16 protein-coding genes are annotated in these 13,790 nt (G+C 45.8%); 4 read left to right on the top strand and 12 right to left on the bottom strand.

Going from position 1 to position 13,790, the window contains the following annotated elements; genetic code table 11:
* The first annotated feature begins 8 nt into the window (after positions 1-8).
* Positions 9-320: a hypothetical protein gene (locus DYE48_RS11795; RefSeq protein ID WP_115823806.1), complete on the top strand. Its 312-nt coding sequence runs from the start codon at positions 9-11 to the stop codon at positions 318-320.
* Between the two features lie 28 nt (positions 321-348).
* Here DYE48_RS11795 and DYE48_RS11800 read toward each other — a convergent pair whose 3' ends face one another.
* The 5 genes from DYE48_RS11800 to DYE48_RS11825 form a co-directional block, all read right to left on the bottom strand.
* On the bottom strand, positions 349-915 hold the full coding sequence (locus tag DYE48_RS11800; RefSeq protein ID WP_115823807.1) for a hypothetical protein: 567 nt from the start codon (positions 913-915) through the stop codon (positions 349-351).
* Positions 912-1,811, bottom strand: a complete 900-nt coding sequence (locus DYE48_RS11805; RefSeq protein WP_115823808.1) for a hypothetical protein — start codon at positions 1,809-1,811, stop codon at positions 912-914. Before DYE48_RS11805 ends, DYE48_RS11800 begins: the two co-directional genes overlap by 4 nt.
* Before the next feature lie 370 nt (positions 1,812-2,181).
* Positions 2,182-2,400 (bottom strand): hypothetical protein, encoded by a 219-nt coding sequence (locus DYE48_RS11810; RefSeq protein WP_115823809.1) that lies wholly within the window; start codon positions 2,398-2,400, stop codon positions 2,182-2,184.
* A complete protein-coding gene (locus tag DYE48_RS11815; protein WP_115823810.1) occupies positions 2,397-2,855 on the bottom strand; it encodes a hypothetical protein in 459 nt (152 codons plus the stop codon). Before DYE48_RS11815 ends, DYE48_RS11810 begins: the two co-directional genes overlap by 4 nt.
* 352 nt (positions 2,856-3,207) lie before the next feature.
* Positions 3,208-3,594: an ectoine synthase gene (locus tag DYE48_RS11825; RefSeq protein ID WP_115823812.1), complete on the bottom strand. Its 387-nt coding sequence runs from the start codon at positions 3,592-3,594 to the stop codon at positions 3,208-3,210.
* 176 nt (positions 3,595-3,770) lie between these two features.
* On the opposite strand from DYE48_RS11825, the gene DYE48_RS11830 reads away from it, so the two are divergent.
* Positions 3,771-4,466, top strand: a complete 696-nt coding sequence (locus DYE48_RS11830; RefSeq protein ID WP_167449502.1) for a toast rack family protein — start codon at positions 3,771-3,773, stop codon at positions 4,464-4,466.
* Positions 4,467-4,588: 122 nt separating this feature from the next.
* Here the strand turns inward: DYE48_RS11830 and DYE48_RS11835 are convergent, their stop codons facing one another.
* The 5 genes from DYE48_RS11835 to DYE48_RS11855 form a co-directional block, all read right to left on the bottom strand.
* Positions 4,589-5,404: a GGDEF domain-containing protein gene (locus tag DYE48_RS11835; protein WP_115823814.1), complete on the bottom strand. Its 816-nt coding sequence runs from the start codon at positions 5,402-5,404 to the stop codon at positions 4,589-4,591.
* A 121-nt stretch (positions 5,405-5,525) separates the two neighbouring features.
* Positions 5,526-6,437: a methyl-accepting chemotaxis protein gene (locus DYE48_RS11840; RefSeq protein ID WP_115823815.1), complete on the bottom strand. Its 912-nt coding sequence runs from the start codon at positions 6,435-6,437 to the stop codon at positions 5,526-5,528.
* 167 nt (positions 6,438-6,604) lie between these two features.
* Complete coding sequence (locus DYE48_RS11845) at positions 6,605-7,075, bottom strand: GNAT family N-acetyltransferase (RefSeq protein WP_244199413.1); 471 nt, start codon at positions 7,073-7,075, stop codon at positions 6,605-6,607.
* Positions 7,076-7,090: 15 nt separating this feature from the next.
* Entirely contained in the window at positions 7,091-7,351 is a 261-nt protein-coding gene (locus DYE48_RS11850; RefSeq protein WP_115823816.1) for a hypothetical protein, read from the bottom strand.
* A 122-nt stretch (positions 7,352-7,473) separates the two neighbouring features.
* The gene (locus DYE48_RS11855; protein WP_115823817.1) at positions 7,474-8,688 is read right to left on the bottom strand and encodes an EAL domain-containing protein; all 1,215 of its coding nucleotides are present in this window, start codon (positions 8,686-8,688) and stop codon (positions 7,474-7,476) included.
* Positions 8,689-8,902: 214 nt separating this feature from the next.
* Here DYE48_RS11855 and DYE48_RS11860 point away from each other — a divergent pair, with 214 nt between their 5' ends.
* Positions 8,903-10,594: an N-acetylmuramoyl-L-alanine amidase gene (locus DYE48_RS11860; protein ID WP_115823818.1), complete on the top strand. Its 1,692-nt coding sequence runs from the start codon at positions 8,903-8,905 to the stop codon at positions 10,592-10,594.
* Between the two features lie 146 nt (positions 10,595-10,740).
* Here DYE48_RS11860 and DYE48_RS21175 read toward each other — a convergent pair whose 3' ends face one another.
* Positions 10,741-10,914 carry a hypothetical protein gene (locus tag DYE48_RS21175; RefSeq protein ID WP_167449503.1) on the bottom strand — a complete coding sequence of 58 codons (174 nt, stop codon included), beginning with the start codon at positions 10,912-10,914 and terminating at the stop codon, positions 10,741-10,743.
* Between the two features lie 252 nt (positions 10,915-11,166).
* A complete protein-coding gene (locus tag DYE48_RS11865) occupies positions 11,167-12,240 on the bottom strand; it encodes a PQQ-dependent sugar dehydrogenase (RefSeq protein ID WP_208639655.1) in 1,074 nt (357 codons plus the stop codon).
* Between the two features lie 341 nt (positions 12,241-12,581).
* On the opposite strand from DYE48_RS11865, the gene DYE48_RS11870 reads away from it, so the two are divergent.
* Complete coding sequence (locus DYE48_RS11870) at positions 12,582-13,580, top strand: tRNA dihydrouridine synthase (protein ID WP_115823861.1); 999 nt, start codon at positions 12,582-12,584, stop codon at positions 13,578-13,580.
* Positions 13,581-13,790 lie beyond the last annotated feature (210 nt).

Raw genomic sequence — 13,790 nt, forward strand, 5'->3', positions numbered from 1 at the left:
GTGTTTGTATGTCAGCAGCACGTATTCTCATGTGGGTGACCGCTGTTTTGGAAGCATGTTTAGGTATCCCATTTGTTGGCGGAACCTTTGTCATCTCATTATTATGGACTCCTTTAGCCGTCATGCTTATCCTTCATATCATCACACTTGTGCTCTCTCAGCAGAAAGGGAGAGAAACGCGAGGGAGCATCCTCGGAATCGTCACCTCATGCGTCGGCTGGGTTCCTTTTGTCGGTATGGTCATGCACATTTTGACAGCGATCTTTTTATTCATTGATGCGGCGGAAAGCGATCCGGAAATGGAAAAACAACCCGCTTAAAAAGGCGCCTCATGCTGAGGCGCCTTTTTTAATAGAGTGCAATTTTATGGTGTTCGTTATGAAAAGCCCGGATTAAGACCAGGAGCATAATCTCAAGGATAATAACCACAGCTATTCCTACGATGAATAGTGGGATGGCCATATTTTCCGAAAGGTTCATGGAGAAAGGCAATAAAGCATAATAAATAATGTGAGTAGTCACATATACCCTGAATAGCTTCTGTGTTCTCCTTTCAAGATCCTCATCTTCCTTTTTCTTTGCCCAATCAATCAACACATAGAAAAGGTAAAAAATGAGCACGAGTTTAATCAAACCGAGAGACTGATGGTAAATCGTAAGAGGGTCGAAGCCAATATTGACACCTTCGTTCGTACCTGCCGGCTGACCTAAAAAGGATTGTGGAATAGCAGTAACACTGATGATCAAGGCTGTCGATCTCGCCCCTTTCATACCTTTCAAGTTCCCATCCATTCCATTTAATGCACTTAATACGAGGAGATACCCGATAAAATCAGCCAGTACCTCAATTTGACCGAAATGAATGTCGATCAAAACAAGAAGCAAACCTCCGAAGATCCGATGAAATGGATTCATTGGCTTCCCCTCCTTTCAATAAGGAGTTCCATCTGTTCTGGTGAGAATTGCGGGTCATTCGATACGAGAAAATTCTGTGTGAAAGGCTCGCCACTTTTCGTCGTCCCTTCCATTTGGATTGAAAAAGAATAGGAGCGAATCGCATCGGTCTTTTCTTGCATCGTCAGCCTGATTCTTTCCCCACGCTCCATTTCAATTGGAAAGTCTATATTTTTCATAGAAGCCCCTGCCACTTCGCTCCAACCCTTATCCAGTTCTTTAGAGTACGTACGGGGTCCTCCCCCATCAGGCGTACCTGTTGAATCGATCGATGGAGTGTACAATTTCATCTTGAAATCATCATGAACTTCAGGGAACGGTGAGGACATCGATTCTATTTCTAACTCTTCTTTTACGGTGTAAGATCGAAAGGAACGGCCGTTACTGCTTCCTGAACTTGATTGTTGACGGAAAATCCCATTTCCCTTACTCAACTCACTTGATTCAACCGTGCCAATATCAGCTGTTATTGTTTTGCCTCCATTAAACTGAATCGTGGCTTCACCTTCATGATCGACTCCCAATTCTCTCATTTGCTGCTCATCAAACCTTGTTTTTTTCAATAAATAGTGTGTGGACCTGCTTCGGACATCCGGCCCATAAGCAGGATTATCGTTTGGAAATCCATAATAATCTGATTCCGCATATAAAGTGGTACCATCACTAAACTCTACACTCACGACACGTGCCGGATCACCTCTATTTGTTAAGTAATAAAGCTCGAACACCCCGGCACCACCATAAAAATGTTCGAGAAAAATCGGTTCCTCCAATTGTTTGGATTGATAAAACCATAAGTTACCTCCCCAACTGATCGCGATGATCAGCAGTGCGAGTATAAATGTTTTTCCTTTCATATGTATCTTCCTAACTTTTAATCTTTTCGTTGGCCGTGATTGTCCGTTCATGACCGCGCGCGGCTCAAACTTCCTGCGCGCGACTCAAACTTCCTGCGCGCGGCTCGGACTTCCTGTGCGCGGCTCGGACTTCCTGTGCGCGACTCAGATTTCCTGCGCGCGACTCGGACTCCCTGTGCGCGACTCGCATTTTTAAAATGGATGAAATTCCAGCACCTACCACAAAAGAAGCCTGGCTTTCCGGAGACCTCTACCATGTAAGAGGCCGCGAGTGGACCGAAGAACAAGCGATTCTGTTATTATGTACAACCTTGATGATTGACCTAACCTACCATCACAGATAGAGCTAGTTCATGGCTCTTTTCTTATATCATGAGTGCGATTTGAATGAAAGCAAGGAGGAAGTAAAATGCCGCGTATTTCTTTTGATCATCCATCCAATTTCTACACCAAGTAATAAAAAGAGTGCTCCGATGATAAGTGCATTGGTTTGGGAAGAAGGGTTGAATCCTTCATGAAATAAACTGACCGTCATCCAGATGATAGCCATGACACCGCAGACGGCGATGAAAATTCTAAATGCTTTCATGCGGCCATCCTCCTACCCTTTATGTATTCTTCATAGTAATACTCTTTCGCTTTCCATTTCTTAATACCATCTCTGAACCCCACAGCTAGCCCAATAACCAGGAATAGACCAAACATCATCCATGAAGCATTTGCTCCGATAATTGCAGGAAACAACACTTCTAAACTTTTGGATAGTGAAGATCGGAATTGAAAGAGAAACCGACGTTCCCTCCACCGTTCATCCCAAATCTGCCACAACTCTTCATTCGTTTTCCTACTCATATACGTTTCATAAACAAAAAATCCATAAAAGATAACAGCCCCCAGATAAAAGAGGCCCGGAATCATTTCAAAAAAGATCTGCCCAAAACCGATACACAATACCATCAATAAAAATAGATGCCACATAGAGCTGCGAGCTTTGTTCCTGATCTTTTTCTGATCGACGCTTTCTTTTTCTAATGCCTCTTCCATATAAACCCCTCGCAATATGTAATCAGATGAATAATAGACCATATAATGAGATACCAAAAATGAGTACACATAGAGTAATCGTGATCAGCGGCTCTCCTTTCTTTCCTGATTCACGCATATCCATCACTCTCATGATTACGATGGAAGTTGCCAGGAAAATCCAGCCCCATTCTGTTCGGAAGGGAAGATCTGTGAACAACATTAAAAGAAAAATGAGGACGGAAGCCCCTAAGAAAATATGTCCAACCTATTCCCAGGTTTTCACAACGACCCTCCTCACCCCATCCGGTCCCATTGTAACAAAAATTTCCGTTTTTATGGAAAAAAATAACCCTTCCTGGACTAGGAAAGGTTAAGATTCATCGACTGGATACACCCCATCTTCATCATGGACCTCATCCCCGCTGATGGGTGGACTGAAGACACAGATCATCCTCATATCCGTTTTCGCCCGTAACAAATGCTCATCATGTTCATCGAGCGCATAGAGGACGCCCTGCTCGATCGGCCATGTCTTTTGATCTTTGAGCGTGACGACTTCACCTTCGCCTTCGATACAGTAGACCGATTCCAAGTGATGCTTGTACCAAATGTGCGTTTCCGTACCTGCACGGATGATCGTGTCATGGACCGAATAGCCCATCCCATCCTTTTTGACGATAAGACGCCGGCTGTTCCACGTCCCTCCATCGACATCCTGACTCGTCCCGATTACATCTTTTAAAGCAACGACTTTCACAAGATCTCCTCCTTCTTTTCCAATCTATTCCCTATTCAAAAGAGTAGAACGCCCCTTTCAAGGACTTATGGAAGTAAAATACATCTCGAGACCTATGAAAGATACACCCACAGCCGCTGAGCAAATACGCTGAAGAACTCTATACTGGTTTTAGATGGAAAAAAGGAGCGGTGATGATGAAGAAGTTATACAAAACCCTTGTAGGCGCAAGTGCTTTGATGACATTGGCTGGATGTTCATTCGTCCATGCTGGTGAACAGGTGGAAGAGACACAGCGGATCCAACAAGATGATGCAGAAGAACTGAAAGTGGAAATCGATATGGGTGTCGGAGAGCTTACTTTAGGTACAGGATCGGAAGACTGGCTGGAAGGTTCGTTCATTTATCCTGAAAACCATTTGACTCCAGATCTTTATTATCAAGACGGCACCATCAGGCTTTCCCAAACGAAAGAAAAAAAGAAATTCATCAACAATCAAAAGAGTGAGTGGGACGTTCTCGTAACTAAAAGGATCCCTGTCGATCTTTCCATCCAAACGGGTGCAGCGGAGTCCACACTGGATCTATCCGCAGCGAAATTGCAGAACCTTTCCATCGAGGCTGGTGTAGGGGAAATGACCGTCGATCTATCCGGTGATTATGAGGAAAGCTTTGATGCAAAAATCGAAACAGGGGTTGGGGAAAGTACTGTTTACGTGCCTAAAGAAACAGGTGTGAAAATCACTGCAGAGAAAGGGATTGGGGATATAACAACGGATGGCCTCACAAAAACGGGAGATTCATGGGTGAACGAAGCGTATGATTCTAGTGAAACACGCATTCATATCGATGCTGAAATGGGAGTCGGAGACTTGAAGTTCATCGTAAAATAAAATCTATTGGACTTTTCTTGGAACGATAAGGACCTATAAGGGACAATGCGCTTAGGATGAGAAAATTTATGAAACAAAGAAAGCCGCTTGGACCATGTCTAAGCGGTTTCCTCTTATCGGCTTTAAGATTGCAGTCGAACTTTGCGCATATTTTTCGCTTTATACATCTCCTGATCCGCCTCATCCAAAATGCTTACAAAATCCCTATGACCAAATTCGAATTCACATACCCCGATGCTGACGCTGACACGGATGTGGTGTCCATCTTGGCAAAAAGGCGATTCGAAAGCATGGTGAATGCGGCTACCTAATTCTTCCGCACTCTCCCCATCCTGTATTTTTTGCAGAATAACAAATTCATCGCCGCTCAACCTGTATACTTGTGCGGTCTTTTTCACTATTTTCTGCAGGACGGCAGCGATGGATTTGAGCATCTCATCACCTGTCATGTGGCCGTATGTATCATTGATTTTCTTGAATTCATTCACATCAATGAACAACAGGGCACATGCACCGCTCTCATCGCCATTGAGGAAACGCTGCTGTAGGGCCTGCCTGTTCGGGATACGGGTCAGATCATCATGAAGGATGGTGTTCTGGGAGTGCTCCAAATTGACGAGCGTTTTGTTGATGTTCCGATTCAACTCACCGATAATGCCTCCGGAACGAAACTGCGTTCTTGCTGACAAGTCCCCGTTTCTCACTGAATTCAACACCTGGTTCACATGACGGATGAATATTTTTGTAAAGTAAAAATAAACCAAATAGTTGACCATTCCCAACAGCGATCCCGCGAAGACCGAAGCAATCATGAAGAATAAGAACAGCTGCCCGGGGATCGGGATGAACTGATTGAGCACAAGCGAAAAACTGATGCCCATGAGAACACCGAGAGCGATATAGATGACGAGCATCCACCTTAAATCATTCGTTATCATATCAAGACGACCTTTCCAAAAGGGTACGAATAAATACGCTCCTAAGACATCATTTAGACCTAGGCATATTTACCTCTAAGAGAAAAATACCCCTCCTGCTACATTTGAAACTTTCGGATGTTCAAATGATTCCGGACAAGGCCTCCGCTTCTTTTTTCAACGATTCCGCGGACCCAACGACTTCCTTGTAACCCGCTGACGCTTCGTTGATCTGCACTTGACCGCTTTCCACGTCTTTTCTGATCTGCTCGGTTCCTGATGTGATATTGGAAATCTCTTTTGTAATATTATCGATATTTTCACGGACCTCTCCGATCGATTCTTCCACTTTCGTTGAAAGCTTCCTTACTTCCTTCGCAACGACATCAAACCCGCGTCCATGCTCCCCGGCACGAGCCGCTTCAATGGCTGCATTCAATGACAAAAGGTTCGTCTGGGCAGCGATATCGCGGATCGTCTTCACGACTCCCTGGATGTCTTCCGCTTGTTTACGCAAATCTATGAGAACATCCGTATTCTCTTTCGATTTGACAGCGATTTCATTGATTTTGTCATTCAGTTCTTCATGTTGGCGGACCCCTTCTTCGGCCCTTGCATTTAATGTGGCGGACATCTCCTTCAAACTTTCCACCACTTCAGTGATTTCACTTTGACGCTTCGTAATATCTGTCGCGACTTTCATGACACCGACGATTTTAGCGCCATCGTAAACAGGCATGTAGGTCGCTTCAAGCCATACACGATTTCCTTTCGCATCTTTTCGCTCGATTTTATCCTGGTAGCTGCGCCCTCTCAACAAGCCGTTCCAGAACGTATCGTATTCCCTGCTCTTGGCAAAATCATCAAAACAAAAGTTCTGATGATGCAGGCCGATCATGTCATCGGTCGATCTGAACTGCATCGTGGATGAGAAGATTTCATTCACATAGGACACTTTCCGATCTGTACCGAATTGGATCATCGCCAAATTCTGTTCAGCCGCTTCAAACATCAGATCTTTCCTCACACCAGACTCTTCTAACTTATGTACCATCTTACCAGTCCTCTCCCGTCTAATAATCCATAATACCTATCTGTGTATTTGTTCATTATACTCAGAGGAAAGATGTCTGGCAATTTATAATGTTTAAGACGAGGGAATATAGCTGAAACTTTACAAAACGAAAACAAAAGCCCGGAACAACAGTCCCGGACTTTCGATTATTCTTTGATCATGGTAATGAAAGGACACACATCCGTCTGAAATGAATCTCGTTTGATAAAACCCATGTTCTCATACAGACGGATGGCCCGCTTGTTGAATGTCGCCACCGACAGCCGCACCGGTTTCCCTTCATGTTCCTGCTCGATTACGTCGAGGACCGTTTTTCCAAAAAGGTTCCCGTTCCCCTGCCCTGTAAGTAAAGGATGCATGCCGAGGCCCATGTCGACAGCCGCTTCATCATAGACGCCATCCTTCTCACCAGCCGGGACTTTCGCACTCTCTCCCGTACAAAAGAAGCCGATGAGTGCTCCAGTCTCATCCAATACCGAACGATAACTTCCGTCCAACCGCTCGACCAGTGTCTCTTCTGACAGTTCCACATTGTAAAAATCATAAGGCGGCTCGTACGTCCACCGGAGAGATTCCTCCGCATACTCTTTCGTCATTTCCTGTACAGAAAGCTTCACCCTGCTCCCCCTCTTTCAGCACCAGTCTTCTTCGTAATGTTCCATTTCAGCAAGCATCATCTGCAGCCGCGACTTTTCCGGTGCTTTTTTGATGTTATGTTTCTTTTCATACCGATACGCGCCTTTCCGGTGCGCTTTCGCCAGTTTTCCAGGGTGTTTCAACCACGGCCTGGGGGCACTTTCCTCATACTGTCTTACGTTCAGCAAAAAGTCCAGATGCTGCCGGATGATGCGCTCCCTGTGATGGCGGTAATAATCGGTACTTCTGTTTTTCATGGTTCCACGTCCTGTTCCTCGAGATTTGACACGATCCCGTAAGGAGGTTCAAGGAACTCCCTCTCCCTACAGGAACGTATCAAACGGCGTGGTTGTCATCATGATTTACACCTCCGTTTGGATCAGGCGAGCAGACACTCGTGCTCATAGAGGTACGCATACCTCAAGTCGATGAAAAGGAAGTGCTGATCCGTCAGCGGAAAACTGAACGTCCGCACCATTTCCTTCGTTTCGATATCTGAATAAAGACCGGAAAGCAACCCCGTATTGAGCGCCTTCATCTGCATGACGTTCTCTAAGAAATACGGACGGAACGCCCAATTGGAGCCACGCTTATGCGGCTCCAGTTTCCACGTATCGGCCTTTTTCCTGAAGTTCGAGGACACTTGCTGACCATCGATGTGGCAGACGAACATCCGGAAGCTTTCTTCATCGAATTTCTCTGTCACCCCTTCGATGAAAACATCCGCCTTCTTCGGCCCTTCCCATTTGGGCAAGAGATCCTTCACTTTCTTCTCCCATGCTTTAATGAAATCATGGCGCTGCTGCAGGAGACTTTTTTCACGCTGGACGTAGCCGGCCATCTTTTCCCCGATATTCAGGGCCAGTGACTCCCGGTCGACCGGTTGGAAGGCGGGATAACCGAGATAGAAGCCTTGGTAGTAGCGGCTGCCATGTTTCCATGCGAAATAGAGCTGATAATCATCTTCTATGTTTTCAAAAAGGAGTGCAGCCCCGATCCTGTGAGCGAGCATCGACATCGAGAACATGATGTCATGAAACGTGTCGCCGTTCTGCTGGCGGATGATCCTCGAGTCGATCTTCAGAATATGCGGCTCCAGCTGTCGGATGCGGTCGATGTTGGAGCTTTTTGCACCTACATGGTCGACAGCGATCTGGATGCCGTACGTTTTATAATAGAGGAGCAGATGGTTCAACGTCTCGAATTCTTCATCGAAATCATGCTCCGTGACTTCAATGACGATCCGCTTCATATCCAACCCTTTTTGTTCATAATCAAGCAGAGATTGCAACAGGTCGTCCCCATCATTAATCATCAGCTGCTTCGCATTGCGGTTGATGAACAACATCCCATCGGTCCCTTTTTCTAAAATTTGTTCGACTGCAAGCCTTAGTACATGCTGATCGACTTCGACTTTGAATTCTTCCGGAACGTCGGGGTCGAGGAAAAAGGGGCCTAAACTATGCCATGTTCCATCCTCTTCGTAACGCGCCAAAACTTCGTGGCCGATGACGTCTTGATTGATTGCGCTGACGATCGGCTGGAAGACTGGTCTGATTTTATGTAAATTGCCTAAGATATCCAGTGGATCCATATGTCCCCCTCCTGCTCTTCATCTTTATCTGTATCCATTATACATGATTTTTTCTTCTATTAATAAATGATAGGTCCATGATTTGGAAGCGAGCCCTACCCGGGAATAAAGTTTTATCATTAGAAGAATTGATCCGAATCCCTTATATGTGACTATACCTTTGGTCTGATATATTCATATAATACGGGGAAGTCCAGAAAGGAGACTGACTACTATGAAAACTGTTGTCATAGATGCTGGTCACGGAGGGTCGGATCCGGGCGCGACTTATCGCGGTTACCAGGAGAAGACCTTCAATTTGTCTATCGCCATGAATGTCCAACGCATCCTTTCGCAAAATTACCAAGTGAGAATTCTCATGACAAGAACGACAGACGTTACGTTATCCCTCGGCGCCCGTACGAGTCTTGCCAACCGGGTGAACGCCGACTTTTTCCTATCAATCCACAACAATGCAGCTGGAGGAAGCGGATTCGAAACGTATATCTATAACGGCCCGTTGAGTCCGAATACGCGCACCTATCAAAACATCATCCACGACGCCACGTACCGTGCGATCAGAGGTTACAATGTGCGCGACCGTGGCAAAAAGCGCGCCAACCTATATGTAACGAGGGAAACAGATATGAGCTCCCTTCTCGTCGAAGTGCTGTTTGTCGACAACCCGGGAGACCTCGCCCTGCTCAGAAATTCCACCTTCATCAATGATGTAAGCCGTGGCATCGCAGAAGGCGTCGCGGATGCCCTCAACCTTCCGAGAATGCAAACCCCTCCATCACCACCAGGGGATGACACGTTATACAGGGTCATCGCAGGATCTTTCCAAAACCGCGAAAATGCTGAACAACGGATCGAGGCGCTTGCCGGCCAAGGGTTCCCCGGCTTTGTCGTACCGACGACGATCTCAGGCACGACGTATTACCGTGTGCAAACAGGCGCTTTTTCTAATGAAGAAAACGCAAAAGAACAGGTAGAGCGTCTGAAGCGCATCGGAATTACGGATGCCTTCATCATACGCGGTGAAGATGACCCTGCTCCTCCACAGCCGGAACCGGAAGAGCCGGAAGACGGCTTGTACCGCGTCATCGCAGGATCGTTCCGAAACCGCGAGAATGCGGAACAAAGAATCGCGGCCCTCGCACAGGAAGGCATCGACGGCTTCATCGTCGAGGCAGAGATCAACGGAGTGACCTATTACCGCGTCCAGACCGGAGCATACTCAGATAAGGAAAACGCTGAGGCCCAAGTGGAAAGGCTCCAATCCATCGGCATCTCTGGTGCGTTCATCATCGGTGGCCCACCGAGTGAGCCAGGTCCAGAACCAGAGCCTGAGCCGGAACCAGAACCGCAACCTCCCGTCGACGACGGCGGTTATAAGATCCTCGGCGATATGTATTTGACGGCCTGCCAGCTCGATTCTTACGCGAAAACCGTCAACCCGGACGCCCCGGACCTCGGCCGCTTCTATTTGAAATATGGAGAAGCTTACGGCATCCGCGGCGACGTCGCTTTCGCCCAGGCACTCAATGAAACCAACTACTTCCGCTTCACCGGAGATGTGAGAGCAGATCAGAACAACTATGCCGGCATCGGCGCGACCGGTGGTGGCGCACGGGGAGCCACTTTTGACACACCAGAAGAAGGCGTCCACGCCCACATCCAGCACCTTTACGCCTATGCATCAACAGACCTGATTCCAGCAGGACTGGAAAAAGTCGATCCACGCTTTGACCTCGTCACCCGCGGCATCGCACCGACGTGGACCCGTTTGAATGGCCGATGGGCTGTTCCTGGCGAGACATACGCCCAGCTGATTTTGCAGCTTCATGAGCGGAATATCAATCATGCGCTTGAGGAGATGGAAGAGCAGCGGGGACAGTTGAATGATGTGCTTGATGAGATATAAAAATGAGCCAGTCTCCTTACTAGGAGTACTGGCTTTTTTGTTGGCTATGTGAGAGTGCTAACTTCTATAGGAACTATTTCAAACAGATTCATTAAGAGCAAGTAAAGCCTTACAGAAAAACTCATCTTCTTATCCGTGCATGAATATTAAAAACTAGTCGCTATCCAGATAAGTAAGAACGCAAATCCTACTGCAGCTACGAGGTGAACCCAATTCCCCTTCATTTTCCCCTTCGCCATATCCAAGTCCCTGAGAATAATCGCTCCCCAACCTACGACAACCAATAGAATAACGATGACAGACATAATCGTATCATTCATAAGAGCCCTCCATTTATTGTTCCATAGGACTCTATTACATGGAAAGTCCGCTTACAAAACTACTATAAGCTAAGTAGTGGTTTGCTAAAAGAAGTAGGATTTGCACAAAAACGTTCAGAGTGAAAGGTAGAATGATATTACAAGTGACAACGTTAGTCCTGATATAAAATGAAAGATGAATCGTCTTTCCTCTCGCTTCATTGGATCGTTAAAGCACAATAAAGAGAGCTGATCCTGAATAGACGTTTCGTATTAATCAGAAAGCGCCATTCTGTATAACCGATCGTCATTTTCCTGTCCTGTTCCTCGACCATCTAAATTATTACTAATAAAGTAAAGGGATCCATCTTCAATGAAAACATCTCGAATTCTGCCAAGACCTGTGACCAGTTCTCGATGTTCATTCGTTTCTAAATCAAATTCCAAAACAGCCGTTCCTCTAAGAGCGGCAACGTATAATTTCTCATCATTATCGGCCATTCCAGATGGAGCCCATGTTGTTTCGCTTCCTGAAGTGAATAAAGGGGAAATCAGATCTTCCTGTTCTTCTTCTCCTTCAATCACCGGCCAACCGTAATTTTGACCAGCTTCAATCCGGTTTACTTCATCGTTGGCATTATCCCCATGTTCACTTGCATACATCGTCCCATCCGATAACCAAGTCATCCCTTGAGGATTGCGGTGTCCATAGCTATAGACGTAGGAATCCGAAAATGGGTTATCACCCGGGATCGATCCATCTATGTTCATTCTTAAAATTTTACCGCCTAATGAATCAAGGTTCTGTGCGATTTCACGTTCAGAAGCATCTCCTGTCGCTGCATAAAGTTTTTCATCAGGGCCGATCTTCATTCTTCCTCCATGATGGTATGTACCACTGGGAATTTGGTCAAGGAGCAGATCCTCTTCCCTCCACCCATCATTTTCCAACCGAAGGGTTACGATCCGATTAAATTGTTCTTCCTTATCTTCATACGTATAATAAGCATAGGCAAGGTTCGATTCGGAAAAGTCAGGAGCTAGTACAAACCCAAGTAAGCCTGCCTCTGATGCTGTGGATACTTCTTCTTCAAGCTCCACCCTTTGTCGTTCTACTTCCCCCTCTTCTATTTTGACAATGTTCCCTGATCTTTCTGTTAAATAGAATGTATCTTCCGATTTTTGGATCGACCACGGAACCTTCAGATTTTCTGCCATCACTTCTACATCTTCAACAGGCAGGGACGATTCTTCTTCCGGGTTATCAGAAGAATCAGGTTGTTCATTTTCAGAACAACCTGCTATTAAAAAGACAGTCGTTATCGATAACGCTAAGATTTTTTTCAATTATATATTCCTCCCTATCTTACCTTCATCTATTGTTAATCTTTCGGATCATTGCGTTTTATGTTTTTATATACCCTAAAATAAATAGGAATAAATGTTCTCAATCGTTTAGTCGTCCATTCCCAGACTCACTCATCCATTTTTTCAATGGCAGCTGTAAAATCTTCATTCCTCTAAAGGCTCTATCTTTGATACCAGCTTATCCCCTTGCACTTTTCGCTATATACCATTAAAGTATATAATGGTTCAAATCCTGCCGAAATGGTAATGGATATAGAAGAAACATGAATATTCACAACAACAACTACGATCATTCTTATAAAGAAAGGGTTCAGATATATATGAAAGAAAATTTCTGGCATGAGCTGCCGAAACCGTTTTTTGTACTGGCACCGATGGAAGCCGTGACGGACGTCGTGTTCCGTCATGTCGTGAGTGAAGCGGCGAGACCTGACGTGTTTTTCACAGAGTTCACGAATACGGAAAGCTACTGCCATCCAAAAGGAAAAGACAGCGTACGCGGGCGTCTGACGTTCACAGAAGATGAACAGCCGATCGTCGCCCACATTTGGGGAGACAAACCCGAATACTTCCGTCAAATGAGTATCGGAATGGCTGAAATGGGCTACAAAGGAATCGATATCAACATGGGCTGCCCTGCTCCGAACGTTGCGACGAAAGGGAAAGGCTGCGGACTGATCCGTCGACCGGATGTCGCAGCGGAGATTATCCAAGAATCCAAAGCCGGCGGGCTTCCTGTCAGTGTGAAGACCCGTCTCGGTTATACGGAAGTGGACGAATGGCGCACATGGCTGAAGCACCTATTGGAACAGGATATCGTCAACCTTTCCATCCACCTTCGTACGAAAAAAGAAATGAGTAATGTCGACGCACACTGGGAGCTTATTCCGGAGATCAAGAAACTCCGTGACGAAGTAGCTCCACACACGCTTCTGACGATCAACGGCGATATCCCTGACCGTCAAAAAGGACTTGAACTTGTTGAGAAGTACAGCGTAGACGGAGTCATGATCGGACGTGGGGTCTTCCACAACCCGTTCTGCTTCGAAACAGAGAAGAAAGAGCACACGAGTGAAGAACTGCTTGACCTTCTGCGTTTGCAGCTTGACCTGCATGATAAGTATTCCGCAGAACTCGAGCCGCGTCTCTTCAAACCGCTTCGCCGCTTCTTCAAGATTTACGTTCGTGGATTCCGTGGTGCAGGTGAGCTCAGGAACCAACTGATGAATACAGAGTCTACGGATGAAGTACGTGCGCTGTTGGATGAGTTTACGGAGAATGAAGGAGTTAAAGAAGAACAGAGTTTTTCGATTTCTTAATTTATAACAACCAATCTCTAGAGAGAAATGCCATCGATGCTTTTCTCTCTTTTTTCATTTGGCTCTGATAAAAGTCATGTCCTCTTGCGACTGGCACACATACTTGTTTGTTACGTATGTCTCATTTGTAGCACAGCGAATAACCTTCAAAAGAGATGCAATAAATCCCTAGAGGAATAATTATAAAAAAAAAAAGCATGGAATCTTATC

This window comes from Halobacillus trueperi, from assembly GCF_003386945.1.
Lineage (GTDB): Bacteria > Bacillota > Bacilli > Bacillales > Halobacillaceae > Halobacillus > Halobacillus aidingensis.

What these genes read in the sequence shown, in the direction of transcription:
- DYE48_RS11830 (WP_167449502.1), top strand. Translation starts at nt 3,771, where the DNA reads ATGAAGAAGTTATACAAAACCCTTGTAGGCGCAAGTGCTTTGATGACA.
- DYE48_RS11850 (WP_115823816.1), bottom strand. Translation starts at nt 7,351, where the DNA reads ATGAAAAACAGAAGTACCGATTATTACCGCCATCACAGGGAGCGCATC.
- DYE48_RS11795 (WP_115823806.1), top strand. Translation starts at nt 9, where the DNA reads ATGTCAGCAGCACGTATTCTCATGTGGGTGACCGCTGTTTTGGAAGCA.
- DYE48_RS11835 (WP_115823814.1), bottom strand. Translation starts at nt 5,404, where the DNA reads ATGATAACGAATGATTTAAGGTGGATGCTCGTCATCTATATCGCTCTC.
- DYE48_RS11860 (WP_115823818.1), top strand. Translation starts at nt 8,903, where the DNA reads ATGAAAACTGTTGTCATAGATGCTGGTCACGGAGGGTCGGATCCGGGC.
- DYE48_RS11840 (WP_115823815.1), bottom strand. Translation starts at nt 6,437, where the DNA reads ATGGTACATAAGTTAGAAGAGTCTGGTGTGAGGAAAGATCTGATGTTT.
- DYE48_RS11800 (WP_115823807.1), bottom strand. Translation starts at nt 915, where the DNA reads ATGAATCCATTTCATCGGATCTTCGGAGGTTTGCTTCTTGTTTTGATC.
- DYE48_RS11810 (WP_115823809.1), bottom strand. Translation starts at nt 2,400, where the DNA reads ATGAAAGCATTTAGAATTTTCATCGCCGTCTGCGGTGTCATGGCTATC.
- DYE48_RS21175 (WP_167449503.1), bottom strand. Translation starts at nt 10,914, where the DNA reads ATGAATGATACGATTATGTCTGTCATCGTTATTCTATTGGTTGTCGTA.
- DYE48_RS11805 (WP_115823808.1), bottom strand. Translation starts at nt 1,811, where the DNA reads ATGAAAGGAAAAACATTTATACTCGCACTGCTGATCATCGCGATCAGT.
- DYE48_RS11870 (WP_115823861.1), top strand. Translation starts at nt 12,582, where the DNA reads ATGAAAGAAAATTTCTGGCATGAGCTGCCGAAACCGTTTTTTGTACTG.
- DYE48_RS11855 (WP_115823817.1), bottom strand. Translation starts at nt 8,688, where the DNA reads ATGGATCCACTGGATATCTTAGGCAATTTACATAAAATCAGACCAGTC.
- DYE48_RS11815 (WP_115823810.1), bottom strand. Translation starts at nt 2,855, where the DNA reads ATGGAAGAGGCATTAGAAAAAGAAAGCGTCGATCAGAAAAAGATCAGG.